14 protein-coding genes and 1 tRNA gene are annotated in these 13,482 nt (G+C 60.5%); 10 read left to right on the top strand and 5 right to left on the bottom strand.

What is annotated here, in order from left to right:
• The first annotated feature begins 36 nt into the window (after nucleotides 1–36).
• From BLS48_RS17935 to BLS48_RS17910, 6 genes are all read left to right on the top strand, one after another.
• Entirely contained in the window at nucleotides 37–549 is a 513-nt protein-coding gene (locus tag BLS48_RS17935; RefSeq protein WP_244529649.1) for a peroxiredoxin family protein, read from the top strand.
• A 29-nt stretch (nucleotides 550–578) separates the two neighbouring features.
• Entirely contained in the window at nucleotides 579–1,262 is a 684-nt protein-coding gene (locus tag BLS48_RS17930; protein WP_091580091.1) for an SDR family NAD(P)-dependent oxidoreductase, read from the top strand.
• A 74-nt stretch (nucleotides 1,263–1,336) separates the two neighbouring features.
• The gene (locus BLS48_RS17925; RefSeq protein ID WP_091579939.1) at nucleotides 1,337–2,263 is read left to right on the top strand and encodes a DMT family transporter; all 927 of its coding nucleotides are present in this window, start codon (nucleotides 1,337–1,339) and stop codon (nucleotides 2,261–2,263) included.
• A 108-nt stretch (nucleotides 2,264–2,371) separates the two neighbouring features.
• Entirely contained in the window at nucleotides 2,372–2,668 is a 297-nt protein-coding gene (locus BLS48_RS17920; protein WP_091579937.1) for a YciI family protein, read from the top strand.
• Between the two features lie 352 nt (nucleotides 2,669–3,020).
• On the top strand, nucleotides 3,021–3,401 hold the full coding sequence (locus BLS48_RS17915; protein ID WP_091579934.1) for a cupin domain-containing protein: 381 nt from the start codon (nucleotides 3,021–3,023) through the stop codon (nucleotides 3,399–3,401).
• Between the two features lie 274 nt (nucleotides 3,402–3,675).
• Complete coding sequence (locus tag BLS48_RS17910; RefSeq protein ID WP_091579931.1) at nucleotides 3,676–4,416, top strand: NYN domain-containing protein; 741 nt, start codon at nucleotides 3,676–3,678, stop codon at nucleotides 4,414–4,416.
• 198 nt (nucleotides 4,417–4,614) lie between these two features.
• Here the strand turns inward: BLS48_RS17910 and BLS48_RS17905 are convergent, their stop codons facing one another.
• The 3 genes from BLS48_RS17905 to BLS48_RS17895 are packed head-to-tail and all read right to left on the bottom strand — an operon-like array spanning nucleotide 4,615 to nucleotide 8,912.
• Nucleotides 4,615–5,832, bottom strand: coding sequence for an efflux RND transporter periplasmic adaptor subunit (locus BLS48_RS17905; protein WP_091579928.1), 1,218 nt, complete (start codon nucleotides 5,830–5,832; stop codon nucleotides 4,615–4,617).
• Between the two features lie 3 nt (nucleotides 5,833–5,835).
• Nucleotides 5,836–8,199 carry an ABC transporter permease gene (locus tag BLS48_RS17900; protein ID WP_091579926.1) on the bottom strand — a complete coding sequence of 788 codons (2,364 nt, stop codon included), beginning with the start codon at nucleotides 8,197–8,199 and terminating at the stop codon, nucleotides 5,836–5,838.
• A 5-nt stretch (nucleotides 8,200–8,204) separates the two neighbouring features.
• A complete protein-coding gene (locus BLS48_RS17895) occupies nucleotides 8,205–8,912 on the bottom strand; it encodes an ABC transporter ATP-binding protein (RefSeq protein WP_091579924.1) in 708 nt (235 codons plus the stop codon).
• A gap of 389 nt (nucleotides 8,913–9,301) precedes the next feature.
• On the opposite strand from BLS48_RS17895, the gene BLS48_RS17890 reads away from it, so the two are divergent.
• Both BLS48_RS17890 and BLS48_RS17885 read left to right on the top strand, forming a co-directional pair.
• Nucleotides 9,302–10,663, top strand: coding sequence for a glucoamylase family protein (locus BLS48_RS17890; RefSeq protein ID WP_091580088.1), 1,362 nt, complete (start codon nucleotides 9,302–9,304; stop codon nucleotides 10,661–10,663).
• Entirely contained in the window at nucleotides 10,660–10,869 is a 210-nt protein-coding gene (locus BLS48_RS17885) for a hypothetical protein (protein WP_091579921.1), read from the top strand. Before BLS48_RS17890 ends, BLS48_RS17885 begins: the two co-directional genes overlap by 4 nt.
• Before the next feature lie 12 nt (nucleotides 10,870–10,881).
• Here the strand turns inward: BLS48_RS17885 and BLS48_RS17880 are convergent, their stop codons facing one another.
• Nucleotides 10,882–11,328, bottom strand: coding sequence for a pyridoxamine 5'-phosphate oxidase family protein (locus tag BLS48_RS17880; protein WP_091579919.1), 447 nt, complete (start codon nucleotides 11,326–11,328; stop codon nucleotides 10,882–10,884).
• 223 nt (nucleotides 11,329–11,551) lie between these two features.
• Nucleotides 11,552–11,626, bottom strand: a tRNA-Thr gene (locus BLS48_RS17875).
• A 161-nt stretch (nucleotides 11,627–11,787) separates the two neighbouring features.
• Here BLS48_RS17875 and BLS48_RS17870 point away from each other — a divergent pair.
• Nucleotides 11,788–11,988 (top strand): hypothetical protein, encoded by a 201-nt coding sequence (locus BLS48_RS17870; RefSeq protein ID WP_091580085.1) that lies wholly within the window; start codon nucleotides 11,788–11,790, stop codon nucleotides 11,986–11,988.
• 129 nt (nucleotides 11,989–12,117) lie between these two features.
• The gene (gene murA, locus BLS48_RS17865) at nucleotides 12,118–13,410 is read left to right on the top strand and encodes a UDP-N-acetylglucosamine 1-carboxyvinyltransferase (protein WP_091579916.1); all 1,293 of its coding nucleotides are present in this window, start codon (nucleotides 12,118–12,120) and stop codon (nucleotides 13,408–13,410) included.
• The last annotated feature ends 72 nt before the right edge of the window (nucleotides 13,411–13,482 follow it).

Below are 13,482 nucleotides of genomic sequence, written 5' to 3'. Positions count from 1 at the left end.
CCAGGATCCTAATTGACAGGCCGCGATTTAGCAACTATGACTGGACTGATTAGTCCACTTTTAGGAGAACCCATGCCCGTGCTGTCCAACGGCGACATCTTCCCCGCTCTCGCGATTAATGCCGTCGGCGGCGGCACGATCTCTTTGCCCGGCGATCTTGCGGGGTCTTTCGGAGTCGTGCTGTTCTACCGCGGTTCTTGGTGCCCATATTGCAACGCGCAACTCGCGGCGTTTTCGCGCGCGGCCAACACGCTCGCCGAACTCGGCGTCAAGGTCGTTGCCCTGTCGGTCGATGACGAGGCGGACTCTCTTGTCCTGGTCGAAAAGCACCGCCTTGGATTTCCGATCGGATACGGGGCGGATGCGGACGAAATCGCCGCGGCGACCGGTGCATACACCAATGACAGTCCGCGCTACCTGCAGTCCACCGGTTTCGTCCTGGATCCAGGCGGCAAGGTTCTCACCGCAGTGTATTCCAGCGGAGCCATTGGCAGGCTTGTCGCCGACGATGTCGCGGGCTTCGTTCGCTACGTCAAATCCCACAAATGACCGTTCTTGCCGTCGAAGGGAGAGGATCGATGACCGACAGAGAAGTCGCCATTGTGGTTGGAGCCGGGCCGGGACTTGGGAACGCTTTGGTCCGGCGCTTTGCCGAAGCGGGCATGAGCGTGGCCGCGGTCTCCCGCAAGGGCAGCACCCCTGAGGCGCCGGAATACCGCGACCTTGTTCACGGCTACGCATGTGACGCCACGATCGGCGACCAGGTCACGGCGATGTTCGCGCAGGTGACGAAAGACCTCGGTCAACCCGATCTCGTGGCGTTCAATGTCGGAACGTGGGATCGTGCCGGCATTCTCGACATCTCCGACAAGCTCTTCGAAGAGGCATGGCGCACCGGTTGCTTTGGCGGATTCCTGGTCGGCCGGGCGGCAACAGCGTCGATGTTGCCGTTTGGCCGAGGCACGATCATTTTTACCGGTGCCACCGGGTCTATCCGTGGCGGCGCTGGTTTTGCAGCCTTCGCGGTGCCCAAGTTCGGCCTTCGCGCCCTGGCCCAGAGCATGGCGCGTGAACTCGGCCCAAAAGGCGTTCACGTAGCCCATGTCATCATCGATGGCATGATCAACGAGGATGGCGAAGCAGGATCGGGAGACGGCATGGCGCCGACGGCCATCTCGGAAGCTTACTATCAGCTCCACCGCCAGCAGCGCAGTGCCTGGACACACGAGCTTGACCTGCGGCCGGCCGGTGAGAAATTCTGATCGCGTCTTCCTGCGCCACCATCTTCCAAGCGCTCATCGGTAGGCTGATCTCCAATATGTAGGAATCGACAAGCATGGTTGCTCAAAGCGCCGAAGCGAGCGGCATCGGCCATCGCTGGCTCCTGGTTTTGCTTGTCTTGACCTGGGCCATAAGTTGGCCTGTCATCAAGGTCGGGGTCACGACCGTCCCGCCGATCTGGTATGGCTGTTTTCGTTACATCATCGCAGCCTGCTGTCTCTTTGGCCTCCTGGCCGCGCGGCGTGAACTTGTCTTTCCGCCACGACCAGATTGGCTGCTCGTCGTTGTTTCCGGGGCTTTGCAGATGGCCGCCTATTCAGCCCTGACCGGTCTTGCCTTGACGGTTCTCCCGCCCGGCCGTGCTTCCGTCCTGGCCTTTTCGACCCCAATCTGGGTCGTCCCGCTCGCGGGGTGGTGGCTTCATGAGCGTGTTTCAAGGCTGGCCATGTTTGGCGTTGGTCTTGGGCTTTTAGGTGTGTTGGCGATCGCTCTCCCCTCACTTCATCCGGATCAAGCAGGGCAGGTTTTGGCTTACGTCATGCTGATGGGTGCGGCTGCCGCATGGGCGATTTCGATCGTCTTCGTGCGCTCGCATCGCTTCACGGTGTCCGCTCTTGCACTGGCCCCTTGGCAGACACTCGTCGCAGCGGGGTTGCTTTTTCCGCTGGCAATCCTTGTCGAGGGTTCCCCACGGACGATCGGAGAGAGCGGGGTTGCGTCGCTTGTCTATGTTGGTCCAGTTGCGACGGCATTCGCTTATTGGGCGGTCGTGGAAGCCGGTCGTCATTTTCGGGCGAGCACAATGTCGATGACGCTGCTGGCGGCTCCGAGTCTCGGCATCCTGATCTCTGCCTTGACTCTCGGCGAGCCAATCGGCGCTTCGCTGATTGCAGGGGTCGTTTTGACCGGTGCCGGGATCCGACTGGCGACAAGTGCTCCCCAAGACGGGCGCATTGTGCAATCAGCCGTGAGGGAAAATTGAAACAACCGACCGGCGGCCCACCCGCTGCGCGCCCAGCGAGAGCTGTCAGGCCGCGTCTGGTCGGATCGGATAGGGGGCCGGGCTGCAGCTTAAGTGAGGAGATTGAGAATGACCCGATGGGTAGTGATCTTCGATGACAACCCGGAAATGCTCGATGTCAGGCGGAAGTCCGGGGCGCAGCACCTCGACTACCTGCGGGCCAATTCGACCAAGATCCTGATCGGTGGCGGCTTGAGAAACGCTCCGGGGGAGCCGTTCGTAGGCGGGCTGTGGGTTGTTGAGGCTGACGGCCGAGACGAGATTGTCAAGCTGGTCGAGAACGACCCCTACTACCACCCCGAATTTCGGAGTTTCAAGATTCTGACGTGGGGCAAGGCGTTGGAGGACAGGACCACCACGTTGTGATCGACCCGTAAACTCCGCCACCGACAGGCTACCGACGGCGTTGTGGCTTCTATCGACAGCAACGGCCTATTCCTTGTTCTCACGCCAAATAGAGCGCCGGCGGTTATCAGGAAGGTCGGATGGCACGAAGGCTCGTTCCATTGCTGCCCGAGCAGATAACCGTTTTGCTTTCAAAAAAGATCTTGAAGGTGTCCGTCGGGCTTCGACGCGACCCCCTTCTGGCACTTGAGAATCTTGCCGGAGCCAGAGGTAGGTGTAGAGGTTAATCTGACAGTGGTTTTCAGCATAAGAAATTGCTAATGTAACGAAAACGTGCCAGCTTCATGCTCCGCGTCGCGTATGGGAGGATACCATGGCCGATGGTGGAATGACCGTCACGAAATTTGAATCCAAGTCTCACAATAACCCGGATGAAGTCCGCTCACCCGACAAGACACGTGTCGAAGTGGTGCGGCTTCCCGGTTTCACACTCGGGCGGCTCAACATGGAGCCAGGATGGAAATGGTCCGAATGCGTGAAGCCTGTCGTCAAGACCGATAGCTGTCAGGTGTCGCATGTCGGCTACGTCGTGTCGGGAACCCTGACCGTCAAGATGAATGACGGAACCCAGAAGACCTTCGAGCCAGGCACGTCCTACACCATTCCGCCTGGCCACGACGCTTGGGTGGAAGGCAACGAACGCTTCGTTTGTATCGAGGTCATGAGCGCCGAGCAGTTTGCCAAACCGGCGTAGACGGCAAACCCGCTGGCAAGAGGTTTCCGTGGCGACGGGCCTGCTGTCGCGCGATCAAATTTTTGACGCGGAACATGATGTGGCGGTAGCTCCGCCCAACCCCATTTGTTTGAGATTTTACGGACTGAGTGGCGGCATATTATACGACAAATCAACGGTTACGAGCGCACCCGTTCGCGGGGTTGTCTGATATGGTGGATTTCCTGATTATTATCGACGGCCCGTGCACTTAGATACCGTTGGGCAAGCATCGATTCATTGTATTGGAGGCCCCATGGCTGCAGAACAGCGCTCCGCTCGCCTGGCCGTCTTGATCGACGCAGACAATGCTTCGGCAAAGATTGCCGATGGACTGTTCGAGGAGATCGCCAAAATAGGCGAGGCGAGCGTCCGGCGAATATATGGTGACTTCTCCAGTCCGCGCTCCAAGGCCTGGGCCGACATCCTGTCCAAGCATGCCATCATCCCTCAGCAGCAGTTCGCATACACGACTGGCAAGAATGCCTCGGACATCACACTCGTCATCGACGCAATGGACCTTCTGCATAGTGGTCGCTTCGACGGCTTTTGCCTGGTTTCGTCCGACAGCGACTTCACGCGCCTCGCAGCACGAATTCGCGAGCATGGCGTGGACGTGTTCGGGTTCGGTGAGCAGAAGACGCCTGAGAGCTTCCGGCAGGCTTGCCGGCGATTTATCTACACAGAGAACCTGCTTCCAGAGACGGCCACAACTGACGCCAAGGCCAAGAAGCCACTGGAACCGATGGCTCATGCATCCCGTATCCTCAAGAGGATCATGGCAGAAAATGAAAGCGACGACGGCTGGGTAAGCCTCGGACAGCTTGGCAACTTGCTTGCCAACCTCGCACCTGATTTCGACCCGCGGACCTATGGATTCAGGAAGCTCAGTGATCTTGTGCGCAAGATAGAGGCGCTGGATGTTGGGCCGTCTGATACAGGCCATATCCGCGTGCGCCTGAAGCCCACCACTGGCGTTTCTCGACCGACAAAATAGCGACTCGTCTAGACCGCCATCCGCAGTTGGGCAGGATCCAGGTTGCGATGAGCGACGCGCACTCAGGCAGGCCCGCTGGCTCGAACGCCAGTTTGCTGGAACCGTTCGCGCTTTTCAAGTCAAACACTTCAGCGATTTCAAAGGGATAGGAGCGGGTTTCGGCTCCGCCAGCAGAAAGGACGGTGTAGGCATTCAGCCTTATCGCACATCACGCTCCGCTATGGTCATGCCGTCCGAGACTCTATCACTCGGGTGGAGCACCACGCGATCGCCTGCGGCAAGGCCTGACAGAACCTCCGCGGTCCGATTGTTTCGCTGACCGACCTTTATGGTGGCCGTCCGCGCACGGCCATCACGAAGCGTGAATACCGCCCAGTCGTCCCCTTGTCGGAACAGGGCGCCTACCGGCACCGTCAGGACGCCTTCGGCTTTCCAGATCGTGACATGCACGGTCACCCGATAATCGTGTCCCAGCGCCGACCAATTCGCGGGAGGGTCGGTGAAGTCGATGGTCGTGTGGACGCGTTGTTCCTCGATGCCAAGTGCGGAAACCTTGGTAAAGCCGGCGGGATCAACGCGGGAGACACGGCCCTGGAGCGGGGGGCCACCCCAGTTGTCGATCCACACGGGCGCGCCTTGTTTGATCCTGACAGCATCGGTCGACAGAAGATCAGCGACGATTTCGAGATCGAGCGGGTCACCGATTTCGATCAGCGATGCACCGGCCTGAACCACTCCCTCGCTCTCCTGGACGATCTTCAGCACGCTGCCTGTCACGGGAGCGCGCAACTGTATGCAGCAGGCCCGATCCGGCTCCGGGGCGGCTCCCGATTGTTCACCCAGCCGTGCTGCAACGCTGTCGCGCTCGTTTCGGCGAACCTCCAGCTGAGCCTTCGCACTGGCCAGGGCCGCTTCATTGGTCTCGACGTCGAACTTGGCGCCGTCGAGGACCTTCAGGGAGATCGCCTCTGTGCGCGCAAGTGCTTCGGCCCGCACAAGTTCCGTTCGCGAAAATGCAAGCGCGGCCTCGATACGGCGCATTTCGGCTGCCGCAAGACTTACCGCCGCATCGGCCGCAGCCAGTGCCGACCGCAACTCCTCGTGGGTGCGCGCATCGTGAAAGCTCGGCAGCGTCGGCTGCATCACCGCCACGACGGTTTCGTCCTTTGTAACCTGGTCCCCGAGGTGGAGAGGTGGAGAGATGCGCAGGACGTCGCCAGAGATGGGGGCGGACACCGTATAGACGTGACGCACGCGCGTTTTCGCCTCGTCGTCGATCGTGACTTGCATGGGACCTTTCGTCAGTGTTGCCAGATCCACTGCAGTCGGCCGCGGCCATGCGAACCAGACAGCGCCGGCGGCCAACGCCACCAAGGCCGCAATGCCCAACGTTCGCTTCATCCAGATCGTGCGCATGGTTCAGTCTCGTGTCTTGAGAACGGTGACAAGGTCCAGCTCATTGAGCCTTCGGCGAACGACGAGCGCGGAAAGGACGGCTGCAGCGACTACGATCGCGCTAGCAAAGACGTAGGTGGATTGCTCGACGATCAGGCGCACCCGCATCAGTTCGCCGGCCAGGTTCTTCTGCATGATCCAGGCAAGGCCATAGCCAATGAGCCATCCAGGCGGCTGCGCGATCAATGTGAGCAGGGCGAGTTCCAACAGGAGGATGCTCAACACCTCGCCCCGGGTGAAGCCAAGGACGCGCAAGCTCGCCAACTCTCGCGCCCGTTCGGAAAGCGAGATACGGGCGCTGTTGTAGACGACACCGAACGCGATGACCGCAGCCAGCCCGGTGTAGATGCTGGCCATTGTCGTGATCAGCAAGGCAACCAGCTTTCGGAAATTCGCAAGCGAGACGCGCTGGAGAGCCAGGCCCCCGACAACAGGGATGTCCTTGATGGCAGCATAGAACGACTCCTGGCTGTTCTGGTCGAGGCTGACATTGATGCTGTTCACCGACGGCGCTTCGCGCATCAGGCGCGCGAGCGTCTCCGAATCCATCATCCCGCGGATGCCGAAGTAATCTTCGACCAGGGCTGTCACAGGGACGACAACGGTCCGCCGCGCTCCTTCGAGCAAGTCGACCTCAACGGAATCGCCGACTCCCACTCCGAGAATCCTGGCAAGCATGCTCGAAATCGCCAGGCCCGCTTCCGGCAGCACGACCGGCCGCAGGTCGACATCAATGATGCGGTTTAGATCGGCGTCGCGCGGCCTGCCGCTGATCATGATCCGACGCTCGACGTTTCCGTTCCTTATGCGGACGGGAACCTCACGGTAAGGCTCGGCCGCGAGAACGCCCGGAAGCCGCGCGATCTGCAGAACGACATCCAGCGGGCGTTTTTCCACGAAACTCACAGTGGCGTCCTGACGGTCGGTCAGGAAATACGTCACGTCGATAAGCTGCTCCATCGCATCGCCAGTGAAAAGTGAAACGATCAGGATGGCTGTCGCCAGTGCAATCCCAAGCGAGGTGAATAACGATCTGAGTGGATGGCGTGTGATGTTGCGCAACATCATCGTGGTCGGCTGCGAGATGAACCTGTTGAGTGTGAAGCTCGCAGGCAGAAGTCTGCGATAGCGCGCAGGCGCCGGCGCCTGCATCGCGACGGCGGGCGCCAATCGCACGACCTCGCGAAGCGCGCGCACCGCCCCGATGATTGCAGCGACGAGGCTGAGCGCGGCGGCAATGACGTAGAGGTCCGGGCTCCTGGTGAAGACAAGGAACGGAAAATGGAAAAAGTCGCCGAACAGGCTGGTGATGCGCATGCCCAGCCAGGTGCCCGCCGCACTGCCGATCACGATGCCGATCATCACGATGACGACGACAAACTTGAGGTAGTGCATGACGATGCTGGCGTTGCCGTATCCCAGCGCCTTCATGAGCCCGATCTGCTCGCGTTCCAGAGCAACGAGCCGGCTGAGCGTGAGATTGACCAGAAATGCCGACACCAGAAGGAAAATCGGCGGCAGCGTTCGGCTCATGTTATTGAGCATGTCCAGTTCGTGGTTCAGCCAGGCATGCGAAGTCTGGTCTTTTCGGCCATAGGCCGCTCGCCCACCGTAGCGCTCGAGTATCGCGTCGAGGCGCATCATGACCTCGCTCTCGGACACGCCACGCAGCAGCTTCAACGAAACGGACGAAAACGCATCATTGAGGTCATAGGCGCTGGCGAGCGCTCTCTCCGACATCCAGATCAGGCCGAAGCGGCGGTCGTCCGGCATGATATCGCCAGGCCCGACCGCGTAGATGAACTCGGGAGACAGCGCGATCCCGACAATCGTCAATTCCCGCTTTCGGCCGTTCAATATTGCGGAGAAGCGGGCCCCGGGCTGAAAGCCGTGGGAGAAGGCAAAGCCTTCGTTCACCACGACCTCTTCGGGTCGTCCAGGCTCCGGCATGCGGCCAACGCGCATGTAGAGCTGGTTGAGCGACGCCTCCCCGATCTCGGGCAGGGAGATAACTTCGCCCGTGGCCGGCTCCAGATAGTCCGGTATGTCAAGCAGCGCGAGCTTGGCTATTCGCGCGTCGACCGAAGCAACCCCGGGAATCTCGGCAATCTGGTCGACAAGCGTCCTTGGCGCGCGGCTGACAGTGGCAAAGACGTCTGCGAACCGGTAGCGTTCGTAGTATGCGGTGCGCGTCTCGTCCAGGGAGCGGTAGGATCCGACCGCGAGAATGAGCGTCGCCACGCCTCCGGCAATGACGAGTGCAATCGCCAGCGCCTGCGCCCAGAGCCTGCCGAAGTCGCGAAGAAGCTTGATGTCCAGCGCACGCATCCGGATCACCAAACAAGCTCGGCGGCAGTCCGGCGCACCTCGTTCTTGCGAATTCTGGAGATTTGGCCATCGGCGAAAAACAGCACGCGGTCAGCGACATCCTGGATGCTGGCGTTGTGCGTGATGATAAGTGTGGTGGTGCCAAGCTGCTCGTTGATGCCGAGCAGTGCCTCGATCACCCGGATGCCCGTTTTGGAATCCAGCGCGCCGGTCGGCTCGTCGCAAAGCAACACATCCGGGCGCTTTGCGATGGCGCGGGCAATGGCCACGCGCTGCTGTTCGCCACCTGAGAGCTGAGCCGGGAAATGGTGCATCCTCGGTTCAAGTCCGACCAGCGCCAAGGCCTCGTCCGGGCGCATCGGATGATCGGAAATCTCCGTGACCAGGGCGACATTCTCGTAAGCCGTCAGGCTGGGGATCAGATTGTAGAACTGAAAAACGAACCCGACGTGTTGCCGTCGATAAGCGGTCAACCCCCGATCGTCGAGGTTGGTCAGTTCCTGATCCCTGAAGAACAATTGGCCGCTCGTGGAATGGTCTAGTCCGCCCATGATATTGAGCAGGGTCGACTTCCCGCTGCCCGACGGGCCAAGCAGGACGACCATCTCTCCCGCGAAAATCTCAAGGTCCAGTTTACGCAATGCGAGCACTTGCGTCTCACCTGAGGTGTAGGTTTTGGTCAGCGCTCTGGCGCTGAAGACGGTGTCGGCCATGGTCGCTTAGGGTCGCATGTTCGAGACTTTTGTCGCGCCGGTTCCAAGATGAATCCGCGAGGGAGCTGGACTAGGAGGGAGCGGCTAGCCTCGTCGTGTCTCCGCGCCACGATCATTCCTGCGGGTGAGCACGGCATTGACGCAAATCAAAACGCGGTCCGAAGGACACTACGTGTGCCAGCGCCGCAACCAACAAGGACCGGGAACGACCGTTCAAGTCGCCGGGTCCGACACTTCGGCGCCGGTATTGATTTGACTCAACGAGGTCAGCAGCGGCCAAGCTACGATATCGGCGATTGGCTTGGGCGCCTGTTCACTTGAACTGAGCTGGCATGAAGGCGGATGAAAGCAATAGGTATAATGAGCTGCGGGTTTCGGAAGACATAGCGATGCGATCATATTCTCCGGAAACCGATCGCATCGTGAACACCACCGCCATGCAGGACGATCTGGCGACGCTGCAGCGGGAGACATTCGACTACTTCATCCAAGAAGCGAACCCTGCCAACGGTCTCGTTCTGGACAAGACTGAAGCGAATTCACCTGCAAGCATTGCAGCCACCGGCCTTGCGCTCGCGTGCTACCCAGTGGGAGTCGACCGTGGATTCATGACGCGAAGCGCGGCTACGGAACGCACCTTGGCAACGCTGCGTTTTTTCTGGAACAGTCCGCAGGGGCCGGAGCCGGACGCCACGGGATATCGCGGCTTCTACTATCACTTCCTGGACATGCAAACCGGCCGGCGGGTCTGGCAATGCGAGCTATCGACCATCGACAGCACGCTCCTCCTGGCGGGTGCGCTGGCTGCAGGGCAGTATTTCGATGCCGACACCGCGGCTGAAACCGAGATTCGCACTTTGGCAGATGCGCTCTATCACAGAGCCGACTGGTGCTGGGCGCAGGACCAGCGAGAAACCGTCACCCATGGGTGGACACCCGAGCAAGGGTTCCTGAAGTATCGATGGGAAGGTTATGACGAAGCGCTCTTGCTCTATGTCCTGGGATTGGGTTCGCCGACACATCCCTTGCCCAAGACCAGCTACACTGCTTGGACCGCAACATTCCGATGGGAGCACTGTTACGGCTACGAATACCTCTATGCGGGACCGCTGTTCATCCACCAGCTCTCGCACGTCTGGATCGATCTTCGGGGCGTGCAGGACGCCTTCATGCGGAGCAAGGGAAGCGACTATTTCGAGAACAGCCGGCGAGCCACACTGGTTCAGCACCGCTACGCCATCGAGAACCCGCGAGGTTTTGATGGCTATGGCGAACATTGCTGGGGCATTACCGCGAGTGATGGCCCCGGCCCCTGCACACTCAAGTTGAAGGGCATCGAACGTAGATTCCTCTCCTATGCGGCACGTGGCGTTCCCTACGGTCCCGACGATGGCACGCTCGCTCCGTGGGCAGTCGCTGCGTCCTTGCCGTTCGCTCCGGAAATCGTGCGGCCGACGATCAGCTTCTGCATTCACCAGGCCAAGCTCAAGGCCGCCAAAGCCTATGGTTTCAAGGCGGCATTCAATCCGACGCATCCGGGAACGGCCGGCAGTGCCTTTGATTGGTGGATATCGCCCTGGCATTTCGGCCTCGATGAAGGCCCGGTTGTCCTGATGATCGAGAACGAACGCAGCGGCTTCCTGTGGCGGTTGATGCGCTCGTGCCCCTACATCCGTTGCGGCCTGCAACGGGCGGGATTCGAAGGTGGCTGGTTGAGAGAGTTTGAACCAGGGCGAACGCCAGCGCCTTGATCGGCTTGGACGTGCTAAGGAATGAAACCAAGGGCCGTGAAACAGCCGAGCGTTATGGACGCGACCGTTCCTTTGGCGAAACGTTCCGGAACAATTCGGCGCTGGCCTCAGCAAACAAGCCGGCGAAGGAAATTGCATTCGGCGGATACGGAATGGAGTCCGTGCTCACGACCCTTTCAGCGCCGGCCGCCAACAGCTGCGCGTAGGCTGGAAACAGCCTATTCACTTGCTTCTCGGCCACTCACCTCTTCTATGAGGATCCGGAAGAAAACGTGCGGCAAGCTATCTGACACGGGAGGCATGACAGGCTTGAGCGCACCGGGCTCCCACCAGTCCGCGTGCTTGCTCAACACTGACCATGCGTGATCGCGCTGAAGTTTGTGGCCGATCTGGTCAGGCAGTTCTTCAAAGCGGCCGTCGACAATCACGCTTCTCCATCCGCGTCCCTGGGTGTGTTCGACGATATGGGCGCATACCAGGGAGTTGGCGCGCATCCAGTCGATCTTCTTGCCCGGCAATGAGAACGCGTAGAGGTGACTGTCGGCGTAGGCATAGTTCAAGCAGACGACGTAGGGATGTCCGTCCCTGGCGCAGGCCAAGTGACCGACGCGATTGGCAGCCAGCAATTTCTCGTATTCCAAAGTGGAGAGCGTGCGGATCAGCATCGGTGCTACCTTCTTGGTTACATTTTACACCTTGGCAGCTGAACTCGCTACGGCTTGGATCAAACTGCCGCATCCATATGGTCAGCAGGGGGCGGCCGCGCTTCGTGACGCGCGGGCGCCGACGGCAGCGGCAGCTTAAGGCTTGCGATCGCGGCGAGACCCATCGCCGCGGCAGCGACGAGAAAGGCGGCACAAGGCTTTGAGCGATTTCAAGGGGATAGACTGGTGCTGCGAGAGAGGATTGAACTCTCGACCTCTCCCTTACCAAGGGAGTGCTCTACCACTGAGCTACCGCAGCCGCCGATGGCGGGGCTTCTGCCATATCGAACCGGCAAGCGCAAGGCCAAGAACCACGCATCTGTGAAAGCCTTTGCCGGATATCCTTTAATGACATGGCCGTGCCACAATGTTGGGTATGCCTGAATGGCAGGCTGGCCGTTCGCCGGCCAGGGCGGGACGATGAGCGACAAGACAATTCCACCGAAAAAGGGCGGCACGGACCGCAAGGACCGGCTCGCCGAGCAATTGCGCGCCAATCTGCAGAAGCGCAAGGCGCAATCGCGCTCGCGCCGCACCGGGGACGCCGACAAGCGCCGCACCGGTGAAACCGACCAGCGGCCGGATGGGCTGGGCGCATCGAAGGAAATGCAAAAAGATTAACTCAAATCAGCCACGCTTGGCCGAGGGTGGCCGAAATCCTAATTCTTGAACCAGACCGGCCAATGGTCTAGACGGGCCGATACTCAAACGATTGAACCGGCCTTTCTTGGCCGAGAGGGACGTTCTTCCATGGATCGCATTAGAATTGTCGGCGGCAACAAGCTCGCCGGAAGCATTCCGATCTCGGGCGCAAAAAATGCTGCCCTGCCCCTGATGATCGCCTCGCTTCTGACCGACGACACGCTAACGCTGGAAAACGTGCCGCATCTGGCCGATGTCGAGCAGTTGATCCGCATTCTCGGCAATCACGGCGTCGACTATTCGGTCAATGGCCGCCGCGAGAAACAGAATGAGGGCTATTCGCGCACCATCAATTTCTCCGCCCGCAACATCGTCGACACGACAGCGCCCTACGAGCTGGTGTCAAAAATGCGCGCGTCGTTCTGGGTGATCGGCCCGCTGCTTGCCCGCATGGGCGAGGCCAAGGTGTCGCTGCCCGGCGGTTGCGCCATCGGCACGCGCCCGGTCGATCTGTTCCTCGAAGGCCTGCAGGCGCTGGGCGCCGACATCGACGTCGACACCGGCTATGTCATCGCCAAGACCAGGAATGGCCGGCTCGTCGGCAATCGCTACGTGTTCCCGAAAGTCTCGGTCGGCGCCACCCATGTGCTGATGATGGCGGCGTCGCTGGCCAAGGGCGAGACGGTGCTGGAAAACGCCGCCTGCGAGCCCGAGATCGTCAACCTTGCCGAGTGCCTCAACGCCATGGGCGCGAAGATTTATGGCGCTGGCACGCCGACCATCACCATCGACGGTGTCGAATCACTGTCGGGCGCCCGCGTCCGGGTGATCCCCGACCGCATCGAGACCGGCACCTATGCCATGGCGGTGGCGATGACCGGGGGCGACGTCGTGCTCGAAGGCGCGCGGCCAGAGCTGTTGCAGACCGCGCTGGACGTGATTTCGCAGACCGGCGCCGAGATCACGCAGACCAATTCCGGCATTCGTGTGAAGCGCAACGGCGCCGGTATTTCGCCGGTGGACGTGACGACGGCGCCGTTCCCGGGCTTTCCGACCGACCTGCAGGCGCAGTTCATGGGCCTGATGACCATGGCCAAGGGCAAGTCGCGCATCACCGAAACGATCTTCGAGAACCGCTTCATGCATGTGCAGGAGCTCGCACGGCTCGGCGCTCACATCACGTTGTCCGGCCAGACGGCGATCGTCGACGGCGTGCCGAAGCTCAAGGGCGCGCCAGTCATGGCGACCGATCTTCGCGCCTCGGTGTCGCTGGTCATCGCCGGCTTGGCGGCGGAAGGCGAGACCACGGTCAACCGGGTCTACCATCTCGACCGCGGCTTCGAACGGCTGGAAGAAAAGCTGTCCAACTGCGGTGCGGTGATCGAGCGGATTTCGGCTTAACAATCGCTTCCGACAAGGACCAATCGTCGAAGTCAGCGCTGAGAAGGGGTGCCCGCAACGTCGGCTCGCTTT

This window comes from Mesorhizobium qingshengii, assembly GCF_900103325.1.
GTDB lineage: Bacteria > Pseudomonadota > Alphaproteobacteria > Rhizobiales > Rhizobiaceae > Mesorhizobium > Mesorhizobium qingshengii.
The sequence above is the reverse complement of the archived record's forward strand: the minus strand, read 5'-3'. Positions and strand labels throughout refer to the sequence as shown.

Coding starts and splice junctions, on each gene's coding strand:
- BLS48_RS17935 (WP_244529649.1), top strand. CDS start 37: ATGACTGGACTGATTAGTCCACTTTTAGGAGAACCCATGCCCGTGCTG.
- BLS48_RS17930 (WP_091580091.1), top strand. CDS start 579: ATGACCGACAGAGAAGTCGCCATTGTGGTTGGAGCCGGGCCGGGACTT.
- BLS48_RS17925 (WP_091579939.1), top strand. CDS start 1,337: ATGGTTGCTCAAAGCGCCGAAGCGAGCGGCATCGGCCATCGCTGGCTC.
- BLS48_RS17920 (WP_091579937.1), top strand. CDS start 2,372: ATGACCCGATGGGTAGTGATCTTCGATGACAACCCGGAAATGCTCGAT.
- BLS48_RS17915 (WP_091579934.1), top strand. CDS start 3,021: ATGGCCGATGGTGGAATGACCGTCACGAAATTTGAATCCAAGTCTCAC.
- BLS48_RS17910 (WP_091579931.1), top strand. CDS start 3,676: ATGGCTGCAGAACAGCGCTCCGCTCGCCTGGCCGTCTTGATCGACGCA.
- BLS48_RS17905 (WP_091579928.1), bottom strand. CDS start 5,832: ATGCGCACGATCTGGATGAAGCGAACGTTGGGCATTGCGGCCTTGGTG.
- BLS48_RS17900 (WP_091579926.1), bottom strand. CDS start 8,199: ATGCGTGCGCTGGACATCAAGCTTCTTCGCGACTTCGGCAGGCTCTGG.
- BLS48_RS17895 (WP_091579924.1), bottom strand. CDS start 8,912: ATGGCCGACACCGTCTTCAGCGCCAGAGCGCTGACCAAAACCTACACC.
- BLS48_RS17890 (WP_091580088.1), top strand. CDS start 9,302: ATGCGATCATATTCTCCGGAAACCGATCGCATCGTGAACACCACCGCC.
- BLS48_RS17880 (WP_091579919.1), bottom strand. CDS start 11,328: ATGCTGATCCGCACGCTCTCCACTTTGGAATACGAGAAATTGCTGGCT.
- BLS48_RS17870 (WP_091580085.1), top strand. CDS start 11,788: ATGAGCGACAAGACAATTCCACCGAAAAAGGGCGGCACGGACCGCAAG.
- murA (WP_091579916.1), top strand. CDS start 12,118: ATGGATCGCATTAGAATTGTCGGCGGCAACAAGCTCGCCGGAAGCATT.